This window comes from Billgrantia sp. NRB1 (assembly GCF_056921725.1).
On record NZ_CM167783.1, the window covers coordinates 403,780 to 416,807 of the forward strand.

The 13,028-nt window shown below is 67.2% G+C and carries 10 protein-coding genes; 4 read left to right on the forward strand and 6 right to left on the reverse strand.

From position 1 onward, the window contains the following. Positions 1-29: 29 nt before the first annotated feature. A complete protein-coding gene (locus tag ACZIYR_RS01795) occupies positions 30-1,082 on the forward strand; it encodes a class I fructose-bisphosphate aldolase (RefSeq protein WP_483528026.1) in 1,053 nt (350 codons plus the stop codon). A 252-nt stretch (positions 1,083-1,334) separates the two neighbouring features. On the opposite strand, the gene tkt is transcribed toward ACZIYR_RS01795, so the two are convergent. Next, entirely contained in the window at positions 1,335-3,329 is a 1,995-nt protein-coding gene (gene tkt, locus ACZIYR_RS01800) for a transketolase (RefSeq protein WP_473032178.1), read from the reverse strand. A 336-nt stretch (positions 3,330-3,665) separates the two neighbouring features. Here tkt and metK point away from each other — a divergent pair, with 336 nt between their 5' ends. Both metK and ahcY read left to right on the forward strand, forming a co-directional pair. Beyond that, positions 3,666-4,886 carry a methionine adenosyltransferase gene (metK, locus tag ACZIYR_RS01805; RefSeq protein WP_483528027.1) on the forward strand — a complete coding sequence of 407 codons (1,221 nt, stop codon included), beginning with the start codon at positions 3,666-3,668 and terminating at the stop codon, positions 4,884-4,886. Between the two features lie 152 nt (positions 4,887-5,038). Further along, positions 5,039-6,448, forward strand: coding sequence for an adenosylhomocysteinase (gene ahcY, locus ACZIYR_RS01810; protein ID WP_473032179.1), 1,410 nt, complete (start codon positions 5,039-5,041; stop codon positions 6,446-6,448). Between the two features lie 57 nt (positions 6,449-6,505). On the opposite strand, the gene ACZIYR_RS01815 is transcribed toward ahcY, so the two are convergent. The 3 genes from ACZIYR_RS01815 to ACZIYR_RS01825 all read right to left on the reverse strand — a co-directional run bounded on the left by ACZIYR_RS01815 (position 6,506) and on the right by ACZIYR_RS01825 (position 8,329). Further along, positions 6,506-6,970, reverse strand: coding sequence for a hypothetical protein (locus tag ACZIYR_RS01815; RefSeq protein WP_473032180.1), 465 nt, complete (start codon positions 6,968-6,970; stop codon positions 6,506-6,508). A 9-nt stretch (positions 6,971-6,979) separates the two neighbouring features. After that, complete coding sequence (locus ACZIYR_RS01820) at positions 6,980-7,330, reverse strand: DUF6152 family protein (RefSeq protein ID WP_473032181.1); 351 nt, start codon at positions 7,328-7,330, stop codon at positions 6,980-6,982. Between the two features lie 69 nt (positions 7,331-7,399). After that, positions 7,400-8,329 (reverse strand): AEC family transporter, encoded by a 930-nt coding sequence (locus tag ACZIYR_RS01825; RefSeq protein WP_473032182.1) that lies wholly within the window; start codon positions 8,327-8,329, stop codon positions 7,400-7,402. Positions 8,330-8,498: 169 nt separating this feature from the next. Here ACZIYR_RS01825 and metF point away from each other — a divergent pair, with 169 nt between their 5' ends. Beyond that, the gene (gene metF / locus ACZIYR_RS01830; protein ID WP_483528028.1) at positions 8,499-9,350 is read left to right on the forward strand and encodes a methylenetetrahydrofolate reductase [NAD(P)H]; all 852 of its coding nucleotides are present in this window, start codon (positions 8,499-8,501) and stop codon (positions 9,348-9,350) included. 233 nt (positions 9,351-9,583) lie between these two features. On the opposite strand, the gene ACZIYR_RS01835 is transcribed toward metF, so the two are convergent. Both ACZIYR_RS01835 and ACZIYR_RS01840 read right to left on the reverse strand, forming a co-directional pair. Then, on the reverse strand, positions 9,584-10,684 hold the full coding sequence (locus ACZIYR_RS01835) for a TAXI family TRAP transporter solute-binding subunit (RefSeq protein WP_483528029.1): 1,101 nt from the start codon (positions 10,682-10,684) through the stop codon (positions 9,584-9,586). Between the two features lie 95 nt (positions 10,685-10,779). Continuing rightward, positions 10,780-12,942, reverse strand: coding sequence for a TRAP transporter permease (locus tag ACZIYR_RS01840; protein WP_483528030.1), 2,163 nt, complete (start codon positions 12,940-12,942; stop codon positions 10,780-10,782). Positions 12,943-13,028: the final 86 nt, after the last annotated feature.

Sequence of the window (13,028 nt, forward strand, 5' to 3'; positions counted from 1 at the left end):
GGCCGGGAGATCCGATCAAGGGGAGAGAGATGACCGATATCGTCAGCTTGCTGGGCGACGACGCCCACCATCTGCTTGAGCACCGCTGTGAGGGCGTGCCTAAGGAGTCGCTGCACCTGCCGGGGGCGGACTTCGTCGACCGGGTGGTGGTGGCGAGCGACCGCAGCCCGGCGGTGCTGCGCAATCTCCAGTCGCTGTTCGACCACGGCCGGCTGGCCGGCACCGGCTATCTCAGCCTGCTGCCGGTGGACCAGGGCATCGAGCACTCCGCCGGCGCCTCTTTTGCGCCCAATCTGCGCTATTTCGATCCGGCCAATATCGTCGAGCTGGCCCTCGAGGGGGGCTGCAACGGCGTGGCCTCGACGCTTGGCGTGCTGGCCTCGGTGGCCCGGCGCTATGCCCACAGGGTGCCGATGATTCTCAAGCTCAACCACAACGAGACCCTGAGTTATCCGGCGATCTACGACCAGACACCGTTCGCCCAGGTGGAGCAGGCCTTCGACATGGGCTGCGTGGGCGTTGGGGCGACCATCTACTTCGGCTCCCACGAGAGCCGTCGGCAGATCCTGGAGACCGGCGAGGCCTTCGAGCGTGCCCATCAGTTGGGCCTGGTCACGGTGCTGTGGGCCTACCTGCGCAACCCGGCCTTCAAGCAGGAGGGCGCCGACTACCACGTGGCCGCCGACCTCACCGGCCAGGCCAACCACCTGGCCGCGACCCTCAAGGCGGATATCGTCAAGCAGAAGCTGCCGGAGACCAACGCCGGCTATCGCGCCATCGGCTTTGGCCATACCCACGACCGGGTCTACAGCGAGCTGACCTCCGATCACCCCATCGACCTGGCGCGCTACCAGGTGGCGAGCTGCTACATGGGGCGTGCCGGCCTGATCAACTCGGGCGGCGGCTCGAAGGGGCAAAGCGATCTCGCCGAGGCGGTGCGCACCGCGGTGATCAACAAGCGCGCTGGCGGCATGGGGCTGATCTCCGGACGCAAGGCCTTCCAGAAGCCCCTGACCGAGGGCGTGGCGCTGCTCAACGCCATCCAGGATGTCTATCTCGACGACTCGATCACCGTCGCCTGAGCCCCAGCGCCCGCCCGCATGATGAACGAAAAAAGGTTCATCGCAGACTGGCGAAACTGGCTTTGTGGGAGGGAGCTTCAGCTCGCGAAGTAGCGCGTAGCGCTACCCAAGGGGCGCCTGCGGCGCCTTCGCCCGGCAGAGCCGGCCTCCCACCTTGAAGCTTGCCAAACATGCTCACGCCAGTCTGTGAAGGTCCGAAAAAGGCACGGCCGAATGGCCGTGCCCTTTTGCCGACTGCGCTGGCGGTAGCGATCAGGCGTCGAGCAGCGCCTGGGCCCGGGCCACCACGTTGTCGACGGTGAAGCCGAAGTGCTTGAACAGATCTCCCGCCGGGGCGGACTCGCCGTAGCTGCGCATGCCGATCACGTCGCCGTCCAGGCCCACGTACTTGGTCCAGTAGTCGGCGTGGCCGGCCTCGATGGCCAGGCGCTTGGTCACGGCACGGGGCAACACCTGCTCACGGTACTCGGCCTCCTGGCCGTCGAAACGGTAGGTCGAGGGCATGGAGACCACCCGCACCGCGCGGCCCTGGCCTTCCAGCTCGGCGGCGGCGTCCATGGCCAGCCCCACTTCGGAGCCGGTGGCGATCAGGATCAGCTCGGGGGTGCCCTCGCACTCCTTCAGCACGTAGCCGCCGCGCTGGATATTGGCCAGCTGCGGCTTGCTGCGCGCCTGGTGCGGCAGTCCCTGGCGCGACAGCACCAGGGCGGTGGGACCGGAGTTGCGCTTGATCGCGGCGTCCCAGGCGGCGGCGGTCTCCACGGCGTCGCAGGGCCGCCAGGTGCAGAGGTTCGGCGTGGTGCGCAGGTTGGTCAGCTGCTCAATGGGCTGGTGGGTGGGGCCATCCTCGCCCAGGCCGATGGAGTCGTGGGTGAAGACGTAGATGGCCCGCTTGCCCATCAGCGCCGCCATGCGCACCGAGTTGCGCATGTATTCCATGAAGATCAGGAAGGTGGCGCCGTACGGAATGAACCCGCCGTGTAGCACGATGCCGTTCATGATGGCGCCCATGCCGAATTCCCGCACCCCGTAATGCAGGTAGTTGCCGTCTGGCGTCTCCGGGGTGATGGCGCGGGCCCCCTGCCAGAAGGTCAGGTTGGAGGGCGCCAGGTCGGCGCTGCCGCCCAGCAGCTCAGGCAGCTGCGGCCCCAGCTCGTTGAGGCAGTTGAGTGAGGCCTTGCGGCTGGCGATGCTCTCGCCGGCCTGCTGGGCCTGCTCGATCATGGCCTCGCTGGTGATCTCCGCCGGCAGCTTGCACTGGGCGCGGCGCTGGAACTCCCGGGCCAGCTCCGGGTGGGCTTCACGGTAGCGCTCGAAGCGGTGCTGCCAGTCGCCCTGCACGGACTGCCCCTTCTCGCGGGCATCCCAGCTCTGGTAAATGGGCTCGGGCACGTGGAAGGGGGCATGGGGCCAGTCGAGCTGCTTGCGGGCCGCGGCGACCTCCTCCTCGCCCAGCGGGGCGCCGTGGCACTCCTCCTTGCCCTGCTTGTTGGGAGCGCCGAAGCCGATCACCGTCTGGCAGATGATCAGGCTGGGCTTGTCGTCCTGGCTTCTGGCCAGCTCGATGGCGGCCTTGATCTCCTCCGGATTGTGTCCGTCCACCTTGGGTACCACGTGCCAGCCGTAGGCCTCGAAGCGCTTGGCGGTGTCGTCGGTGAACCAGCCCTCCACCTCGCCGTCGATGGAGATGCCGTTGTCGTCGTAGAAGGCGATCAGCTTGCCGAGCTGCTGGGTGCCGGCCAGGGAGCAGGCCTCGTGGGAGACCCCCTCCATCAGACAGCCGTCGCCGACGAAGCAGTAGGTGTAGTGGTCGACGATGGTGTGGCCGGGGCGGTTGAACTGCGCCGCCAGGGTCTTCTCGGCGATGGCCATGCCCACGGCGTTGGCCAGGCCCTGGCCCAGCGGGCCGGTGGTGGTCTCGATGCCCGGAGCGTAACCGAATTCGGGATGCCCGGCGGTCTTGGAATGGAGCTGGCGGAAGCTCTGCAGCTGTTCCAGGTCGAGGTCGTAGCCGGTCAGGTGCAGCAGGGAGTAGAGCAGCATCGAGCCGTGGCCGTTGGAGAGCACGAAGCGGTCGCGGTCGGGCCACTTGGGATCGTTGGGGTTGTGCTTGAGGTAGTCGTTCCACAGCACTTCGGCGATGTCGGCCATGCCCATGGGGGCGCCGGGATGGCCGGACTTGGCCTTCTGGACGGCGTCCATCGATAGGGCGCGAATGGCGTTGGCCAGTTCGAAACGGGACGGCATTGGGTCAGCTCCTCGCCTGCGGCAGAATGGGGCAAGTCCACGGCGGCGCCTGTCTGCCGTATGCAGAGGGGCCGGCCGGGTGTGCGTTCTGGCTGGGGGCGCCGCAGGGGTGGGGCGGCGCGGTCGAATTCGGACGCCTATTGTCGCCGACTTGCCGTCGGTCATCAAATGGCGGGTGCCAGAGCGGGTGGCAGCGTGTAAACTCTGCACCGCGAAACCGGTGGATACCGTTTCCGGCCCGCACGGGCCCTTCTCCGCATCGGGCAGGGTCGTCAAGCCCCGCCTGGACAGCGCCGCGCTACTTTTGCCGACGTTCCACAAAGGGTCGAGGACGCCATGAGCGAATACTCCCTGTTTACTTCCGAGTCCGTTTCCGAGGGCCACCCGGACAAGATCGCCGACCAGATCTCCGATGCCGTGCTGGACGCCATCATCGCCCGTGACAAGCAGGCTCGGGTGGCCTGCGAGACGCTGGTCAAGACCGGCGTGGCGATCGTCGCCGGCGAGATCAGCACCTCGGCCTGGGTCGACCTCGAGACGCTGGTGCGCGAGGTGATCACCGGGATCGGCTATACCTCCTCCGATGTGGGCTTCGACGGCGAGACCTGCGGCGTGCTCAACCTGATCGGCAAGCAGAGCCTGGACATCGCCCAGGGGGTCGATCGCACCAAGCCCGAGGATCAGGGCGCCGGCGACCAGGGGCTGATGTTCGGCTATGCCACCAACGAGACCGAGTCGTTCATGCCGGCGCCGATCCACTACGCCCACCGCCTGGTGGAGCGCCAGGCGGAGCTACGCAAGCACGGCCTGCTGCCCTGGCTGCGCCCGGACGCCAAGAGCCAGGTCACCTTCCGCTATGACGCGGCAGGGATGCCCTGCGGCGTCGAGGCGGTGGTGCTCTCCACCCAGCATGACCCGGAGATCGACCAGGACGAGCTGCGCGAGATGGTGCGACGCGAGATCATCGAGGAGGTGATTCCCCCCGAGTGGCTGGGGGAGAGCACCAAGTTTCATATCAACCCCACCGGCAAGTTCGTGATCGGCGGGCCGGTGGGCGACTGCGGCCTCACCGGACGCAAGATCATCGTCGACACCTACGGCGGCATGGCCCGCCACGGCGGCGGTGCCTTCTCCGGCAAGGACCCCTCCAAGGTCGATCGCAGCGCCGCCTACGCCGGCCGCTACGTGGCCAAGAACCTGGTCGCCGCGGGACTGGCCGACAAGTGCGAGATCCAGGTCTCCTACGCCATTGGCGTGGCCGAGCCCACCTCGGTCTCGATCAATACCTTCGGCACCGGCAAGATCGACGACGCCCGCATCATTGAGCTGGTGCGCGAGCACTTCGACCTGCGCCCCTACGCCATCACCCGCATGCTCGATCTGCTCCACCCCATGTACCAGCTCACCGCGGCCTACGGCCACTTCGGTCGCGCGCCCTTCGAGACCAGCTACACCTGGAGGGACGACAAGGGCGAGCAGCGCAGCGAGACCTTCACCGCCTTCCCCTGGGAAAAGACCGACCGCGCGAAGGCCCTGCGCCAGGCCGCCGGCCTCTGAGTCGCGCCCCGCGGAGAGCACGACGCCCGGCCAAGTGCCGGGCGTCGTCGTTGGGGCACCGGTGCGTTGACCCGCGTTGGTGCTGGCTTGGCAGGGGGGGGGCGGCTCGGCCTATAGTGAAAGTCACCGAATTTCCCATCTGGAGGTGACGCATGAACCAGCCCGCCGTTTCGACCCCTGAGGTGCAGGACTATCGGGTCGCCGATATCAGCCTGGCCGACTGGGGACGTCGCGAGATCCGTATCGCCGAGACCGAGATGCCGGCGCTGATGGCGATCCGCGACAAGTACCGCGACGAGCAGCCCCTGGCCGGGGCGCGCATCGCCGGCTGTATCCACATGACCATCCAGACGGCGGTGCTAATCGAGACCCTCACCGACTTGGGGGCCACGGTGCGCTGGTCCTCTTGCAATATCTTCTCCACCCAGGACCATGCCGCCGCCGCCATCGCCGCGGCGGGCATCCCGGTATTCGCCTGGAAGGGCGAGACCGAGGAGGAGTTCTGGTGGTGCATCGAGCAGACCGTCGAGGGCCCGGACGGCTGGGTCCCCAACCTGGTGCTGGACGACGGCGGTGACCTCACCGCGCTACTGCACGACAAGCGCCCCGAGCTGCTCGATGCGGTGCACGGCATCTCCGAGGAGACCACCACCGGGGTGCATCGCCTGCAGGAGATGCTGCGCGACGGCACGCTGCGGGTGCCGGCCATCAACGTCAACGATGCCGTCACCAAGTCCAAGAACGACAACAAGTATGGCTGCCGCCACTCGCTGAACGACGCCATCAAGCGCGCCACCGACCATCTGCTGGCCGGCAAGCAGGCGCTGGTGGTGGGCTACGGTGACGTGGGCAAGGGCTCCGCCGCTTCGCTGCGCCAGGAGGGCATGATCGTCAAGGTCAGCGAGATCGACCCGCTGTGCGCCATGCAGGCCTGCATGGACGGCTTCGAGGTGGTCTCGCCCTACCGTGACGGCGACAACCGGGGCGCCGAGAGCACTGACCGGGCACTGCTCGAGCGCATCGACCTGGTGGTGACGGCCACCGGCAACATCGATGCCTGTGACGCGGCCATGCTCGAGGCGCTCAAGCCCGGCGCGGTGGTATGCAACATCGGCCATTTCGACAGCGAGATCGACACCGCCCACATGCGCCGCCATTGGCACTGGGAGGAGGTCAAGCCCCAGGTTCATAAGGTCTATCGTGACAGCACGCCTGGCGACTTCGATCCCGGCAGCCGCGACTACCTGATCCTGCTCTCCGAGGGCCGGCTGGTGAACCTGGGTAACGCCACCGGTCATCCGTCCCGGGTGATGGACGGCTCCTTTGCCAACCAGGTGCTGGCGCAGATGCATCTCTATGAGCGCCGCTTCGCCGATCGGCCGGAGGCCGAGAAGCGTGACGCCTTGGCGGTCAGCGTGCTGCCTCGCCATCTCGACGAGGAAGTGGCCCGCTACATGGTGGCCGGCTTCGGCGGGGTGATCACCCGCATGACCCGCGCCCAGGCCGACTATACCGGGGTGCCGGCGGAGGGCCCCTACAAGCCGGATGCCTATCGCTATTAAGGCGTATCGCGAGGTAACGGAAAACGAAGCGCCGCCTGCGGGCGGCGCTTCCATTTGTCAGCCGTCGACGAAGGCAAGCATGCGGCCCGCCAGCAGCACGGCCGGCCACAGCAGCAGCGACAGTATGCCGGCCGCGCGCAGCCGTCGGGGCGTGGCATGTGCCAGCCCCGGCCCCAGATTGAGCAGCAGGGCATTGGCGATGGCCAGTGCGATCAGCGCCAGCTTGAGCACGAACAGCGGCATGGCGGTATAGCCGCTGGGGTCGGCGAGAAACAGCAGCGCCCCGGTGACCATTGCCAGCAGCAGCCCCGCGATCGCCACCGGCTGCAGCAGCCGGCCCAGCTCATGCAGCGGCAAGCGCTTGCGCCAACCCAGCAGGCGCAGGTCGAGGGTGACGATGGCGCCGACCAGCAGGGCGATGCCCAGCACGTGCAGGGCATTGATCGCCGCATAGCCCCAGCGTGAGAGCCGCACCCATTCGGCCAGGGCCGTATCGGCGAGCGATGTCAGCAGGGCTTCCACGCTGCCAAGTCAGATTCGCCCGGGATAGAGCACGTAGTGCTCCTCGCCGATCCACAGCTGCTCGGCCTTGAGTACATGTTCACGGGCATGCTCGCCCGAGACGCGCAGCTCCACGCCTTCGGCGAGGTCGCCCTCTGCCAATCCGGCGCGTTCGTTGCGCCAGGGCTGGCCGACCTCGACCGTCCAGGTTTCGCCATCCACGTTGAGTTGCACTTCGCCGTGGGGATTGCCCAGCCGCACATGGGTGATGGTGCCTTCGATCTCGATGGTCTCGCCGCCGACCCAGCCGTGGTGGGCCTGGGCGGGGGCGAGGAAAAGCAGCATGATGATGGCGAGCGCCCAAAATCCATAACGATGCATGATCGCCTCCTTCCGAAGGTGTCTTGCTTCAGGCTAGCTCTACCGGGCCGAGCTTCAAGGCCAAACGTTCTACAGCCCTGCCAGGCGCCCCATCAGCGTCAGATAGAGCGGGATCAGCAGCGGGGCGGCCAGGGTCGTGGCCAGCACCGCCAGGGCACCCTTGGCGGGGCGTATCGCCAGCTCCATGGCCACCACCACCACGTTGGCGGCCATGGGCACCACGCCGATCAGCAGCAGCGCAAGGGCCAGCTCGCTGGGCAAAGGGACGATCGCCTGCAGGCCCAGCACCGTGCCCACGGCCAGCAGCGGCCAGAGGCCGAAGCGCAGCGCCACGCAGGCGGTGATGAAGCGCGCGTCGAACTCATGCAGTGCGACCCGTCCCAGCGTCATGCCGATGATCATCATGCCCAGCAGGGTATAGGTAGCCGGGAACACCGCCAGGCCATCCATCAGCGCCTCGGGCACCGAGAGCCCCAGGCCGCTGACCAGCAGCGCGGCCAGAAAGGCATACACCAGCGGCAGGCGGACGATCTTGACCAGGCTCTGGCGCACCGAGAACTGGCCGCGGGCGCTGAGGTAGAAGCCTATGGTGAACTCGTAGAGGGTGACCCCCAGGATACAGAACAGGTAGAGGGTGACGCCCTCCGGGGGGAGCAGGATCATGGCGACCGGCAGGCCGAAGTAGCCGGTATTGCCGGTGCCCGCCGAAAAGGCCAGCAGGGCGCTCTCCTGGGGCGCGAAGAAGGGGCGCGCCAGGCGGCTGACGACCAGGGCGACCAGGCTGCATGCGACGAACAGCGCCGCGGTGAGCAGCAGATACTCCGGGGTGGGACCGCCCAGCAGCAGGCCACGAAAGAAGGTCAGCGGGGCGATGATGTAAATCAGCAGAGTGGCGATGGGGCGCGGGTCGACGGCCAGCCGCCGGGCCGCCAGCCAGCCCAGGCCGACGAAGCCCAGCAGGGTCCATAGCGGCCCCATCAGGGTGCCGGGGTCGATCATGTGCACTCCCTCGCCAATCGGAAAGCCGTCATCATGCCTGGACGGGGCCGGGATGTCAGCGCCACCAATATGAATGACATCGATAGTGGGCCACGAATCTTTCATTGGCCGGGCCCGCGGGCAGTGGGCAGAATAGGGCCAACAGGCACGGTCTTCATGAGGTGAATCGATGAGTACGCAGGAACATCCGCTGGGCATCAGCTTCGAGTTCTTCCCCCCCAACACCGAGGCGGGGCGTGACAAGCTGATGGGGGTGCGCGACGCCCTGGCCAGCCGGAATCCGCGCTTCTTCTCGGTGACCTACGGCGCCGGCGGCTCGACCCAGAGCCGCACCCTGAACACCGTACGCCAGGTGCGCGAGAGCGGCATCAGCACCGCGCCCCACCTGTCGTGCATCGGCAGCGAGAAGGCGCAGCTGCGCGACCTGCTGGCCCAATATCGCGAAGAGGGCATCGACAGCCTGGTGGCCCTGCGCGGCGATCTGCCCTCCGGCATGGGCGGCGTCGGCGAGCTGCGCTACGCCAACGAGCTGGTGGAGTTCATTCGCGAGGAGACCGGCGATCACTTCGAAATCGCCGTGGCCGCCTACCCGGAGTCGCATCCCCAGGCGCCCAGCTTCGAGCGGGATCTCGAGAACTTCGCCCGCAAGATGAAGGCCGGCGCCAACATCGCGATTACCCAGTACTTCTTTACCGCCGATGCCTATTTTCATTTCGTCGAGCGGGCGCGCCGGCTGGGCGTCGAGGCACCCATCGTGCCCGGCATCATGCCGATCACCAACTACACCAAGCTGGCCCGCTTCTCGGATGCCTGCGGCGCCGAGATTCCGCGCTGGATCCGCAAGCAGCTCGAGGCCTACGGAGACGACAGTGCGTCCATCGCCGCCTTCGGCGAGGAGGTCATTTCCCGGCTCGGCCAGCGCCTGCTCGACGGCGGCGCCCCGGGGCTGCACTTCTACACCCTGAACCAGGCCGAGCCGAGTCTAAAGGTGCTCGACAATATCACCGGCCGCCGCCCCTGAAAACGGTTCATCGCAGACTGGCGTGAACAGGCCTTGTGGGAGGGAGCTTTAGCTCGCGAAGCAGTGCGCAGCACTGCCAAAGGGGCGCCTGCGGCGCCTTCGCCCGGCAGAGCCGGCCTCCCACAATGCAGCCAGAAGCACGGATTCACGCCAAAGTGTGAAGAGCCCTGAAAACGCCCTCGCCCCGCCAATGGCGGGGCGAGGGCGTTGATGCGCTGCCAAGACGGCGGGCGTCAGGCAGCGCTGTCGGCCGCGTCGCTATCGTCGGCTTCGCTGTCGTCGATCGCCTCCTCATCTTCGTTGACCGCGTCCTCGTCGTCCTCGTCGTTCTCCTCGTCCGGGCGCAGCTCGGGGGGCAGCATGGCGGTCGGTACCTCGAACCCATGCTCCTCGTAGTAGCGCACGGCGCCGGGGTGAAACCAGAGCACGTCGTTCTTGTCCAGGTGCTCCGCGCGGGTCTCCGCCGCGGCGGGATGAATGGCCTCCATGGCGTCGGGGTCGTCGAGCACCAGCGCCATCAGCTCATAGACGAAGCTCTCGGGCAGGTCCTTGTGGCCGATGGCGAAGTTCCAGAAGGAGACCGAGGCGTGCGGAGCGTCCATGCTGGCATAGGTATCAGCCGGGATCTCGAAGGGTTCAACGGGGAAGGCCTCGAGCAGGCTGGCCTGCTCAGCCTCGGTGAGGCCGAACATGTGCACGGCATGGTTGCGCTCGAGGCGTTGGAAGGCGCGGATCGGCAGCCCGGCGCAGAAGGCGAAGGCGTCGCTGAGCCGTGACGGCAGGTAGTCCGCCAGGTGGTTGGCCCCGGCGTACTGCAGGTTCACGTCCTCGATACCCAGCGCCTCCAGGAACTGCGGCCAGTAGGCGGCGCAGGTGCCGCCCATGGGGCCCACGCCGACCCGCCGGCCGCTGAGGTCCTCGAGGCTTTCGATCCCCGAGTCGGCCATGGTGACCACGTGGAAGGGGGTCTGGTACATGGGAAAGAGGGCGCGGACGTTGCGCATCTGTTCGCCGGGGGCGACGACCCCTTCGCCGTCCCATAGCTCCCGGGCCGGCCCCAGGGTCACCAGGCCCAGTTCGGCCTCGCCGGTGTGTACCAGGGTCATGTTGTGGAAGGGCCCCCCGCTGGCCTGGGAGAGCGCAAGCACGCCGAGCTCGTCGCTGATACGGGTCACCAGGCCGTCGCCGTAGACCTGGTAGGTGCCGCCTAGCGAGGCGGTGCCCAAGTGGACGCGCTCGGGCCAGTCGCTGCGCTCGTCGGCGAGGGGGCTGCCGGCCAGCAGGGCGCTGGCGGCAAGCAGGAAGGGGAGGGTCGTATACCGTACGCTAAGCATGGCCTGCCTCCTTGGGTCGTTCGTCTTGCTGACAAAACGGCCGGAGCGGCGGATGCCGCCCCGGCCGGGCACTGCGGGCGCCTCGCGCCGAAGGATCAGCTCGAGACGCTGGGCTTGCGTTTCAGTGCGGCGGCCTGCCAGGCGAAGACCAGAGCGCCGACTGCCAAGCCTGCCAGGTCGGTCATCCAGCCGCCGGCAATCATCGACAGCGCGGCGGCGAGCAGTAGGCCCCGCTGCACGAGGTTGGCGACACCGTTGAGGAACCAGCCCTGCACGGCCGAGGCCAGCAGGTAGATGCCGATACCGGCGGTGATGGCCACGCGCAGAATCTGCGACCAGGTGCCGTCCATCAGCAGCGCCGGGCTGTAGAAGAACATGAAGGGCACGATGAAGGCGGCCAGGCCGAACTTGAAGGAGGTCATGGCCGTCTTCAGCGGGTCGGTATTGGAGATCGCCGCGGCCGCGTAGCCGGCCAGCGCCACCGGCGGTGTGATCGCCGAGAGCACCGCGTAGTAGAACACGAAGAAGTGTGCCACCAGCGGCGGAATGCCGATCTGCTGCAGGCCCGGGGCAACCACCGAGGCGGCCACCGCATAGGCGGCGGTGGTGGGCATGCCCATGCCCAGCAGGATCGAAATGCACATGGCGAAGAACAGCGCCAGCAGGTGGCTGGCATCGGCGATGCCCAGCAGCATGGAGGCGAAGCGCGCGCCGACCCCGGTCAAGGAGATGACGCCGACGATGATGCCGGCACAGGCGCACACCGCGATCAGCGGAATCGCCATGCGGGCGCCCAGCGAGAGGGCGTTGAGCAGCGCCTTGGGCCCCATCCAGTGCGGGGTGAACCAGGAGACCACGGCGGCGCTGACCATCGCCAGGGTGCCGGCGCGGATCACCGAGTAGCCCATGAACAGGGTGCCGATCAGAATGATGATGGGCAGGAACAGGTAGACCTGCTTGACCAGGCGACGGAACTGCGGAATTTCATCCTTGCGCATGCCCTGCATGCCGTCGCGGCGGGCTTCCAGGTCGACCATCAGGTAGATGGAGAGGAAATAGAGCGCGGCGGGGATCAGCGCGGCAATGGCGATCTCGGTGTAGGGAATACCGGTGATCTCGGCCATGATGAAGGCGCCGGCGCCCATGATGGGCGGCACGATCTGCCCGCCGGTAGAGGCCGCGGCCTCGATGCCACCGGCGCTGCGCGGGCGGTAGCCGACCTTCTTCATCAGCGGGATGGTCAGCGAACCGGTGGCCACCACGTTGCCGGCGGAGGTGCCGTTGATCATGCCCATCAGGCCGGAGGCAAAGACCGCTACCTTAGCCGGGCCACCCCGCGCGCGGCCGGCGGCGGCGAAGGCGAAGTTGATGAAGTAGTCCCCCACCTTGGACGCCTGCAGGAAGGCGGCGAAGGTGATGAACAGAATGATATAGGTCGAAGAAACGGCGGTGGTCGGTCCGAGGATGCCGTTGTCGGTGTAGAGATAGGTGAAGAAGCGCTGCGGTGAGTAGCCGCGATGCTCGAGCAGGCCTGGCAGATAGGGGCCGGCAAAGGCATAGACCAGGAAGACGGCGGTGATGATGATCAGGGCCAGGCCGGCCACGCGACGGGTCAGCTCCATGATCAACGCCACGCCCACCGCCGAGATCAGAAACTCGGTCTGGCCGACGAACGGCGTGCCGGCGGCCATGCGCCAGCGGTTGAGCACGAACAGCAGGAAGGCGGCGACGATGATCGAGGCGACGATCAGCACGGCATCGGCCCAGTGGATCGAGCGGCTGGAGCTGCGCCACACCCAGCTGCTGATCAGGGCGATGGCGGAGGCGATGACCAGCGACCAGCTCAAGTGCACCAGCACCCAGTCGGCGGGCGGTGTGCCGCGGGTCTCGCGCACGAACCAGGCGTAGAGAATACAGAAACTGGCGTAGGCGATGGCGCCGACCGAGGGGATCAGCGCAAACCATTCGGCGCGGCCGATACGCACGCTGCCGGGGCTGCGGTCCAGGGTCATCGCCGCGGTGATGGCGAAACCAACGGCCAGGCCGCCGGCCACGTGGATGATACGAAAGGCCCAGGTCTCGATAGGCGCAATATTGAGCGCATAGAGGTGCATGGCCGTGAACAGGACGCAGGCGGCGAAGACCGTCTTGCCGAGCAGGCCCGAGAGTACGCGCTCGTTGTGAGCGATGGGGATGTCAGCGACCCCTGTCGTGCCGATCTTTGCAGCGGGTTCGTTTGGTTGGGTGTCTTGAGTCATGCCGGAGTGCCTAAAGGGTTGCGAAAGCCTGCGTTAGCGCGAGGCGATGACGCCGGCCCGTAGGCCGGCGTCGATGGCGCGCTGGG

What these genes read in the sequence shown, in the direction of transcription:
- ACZIYR_RS01795 (WP_483528026.1), top strand. Translation starts at nt 30, where the DNA reads ATGACCGATATCGTCAGCTTGCTGGGCGACGACGCCCACCATCTGCTT.
- tkt (WP_473032178.1), bottom strand. Translation starts at nt 3,329, where the DNA reads ATGCCGTCCCGTTTCGAACTGGCCAACGCCATTCGCGCCCTATCGATG.
- metK (WP_483528027.1), top strand. Translation starts at nt 3,666, where the DNA reads ATGAGCGAATACTCCCTGTTTACTTCCGAGTCCGTTTCCGAGGGCCAC.
- ahcY (WP_473032179.1), top strand. Translation starts at nt 5,039, where the DNA reads ATGAACCAGCCCGCCGTTTCGACCCCTGAGGTGCAGGACTATCGGGTC.
- ACZIYR_RS01820 (WP_473032181.1), bottom strand. Translation starts at nt 7,330, where the DNA reads ATGCATCGTTATGGATTTTGGGCGCTCGCCATCATCATGCTGCTTTTC.
- ACZIYR_RS01825 (WP_473032182.1), bottom strand. Translation starts at nt 8,329, where the DNA reads ATGATCGACCCCGGCACCCTGATGGGGCCGCTATGGACCCTGCTGGGC.
- metF (WP_483528028.1), top strand. Translation starts at nt 8,499, where the DNA reads ATGAGTACGCAGGAACATCCGCTGGGCATCAGCTTCGAGTTCTTCCCC.
- ACZIYR_RS01835 (WP_483528029.1), bottom strand. Translation starts at nt 10,684, where the DNA reads ATGCTTAGCGTACGGTATACGACCCTCCCCTTCCTGCTTGCCGCCAGC.
- ACZIYR_RS01840 (WP_483528030.1), bottom strand. Translation starts at nt 12,942, where the DNA reads ATGACTCAAGACACCCAACCAAACGAACCCGCTGCAAAGATCGGCACG.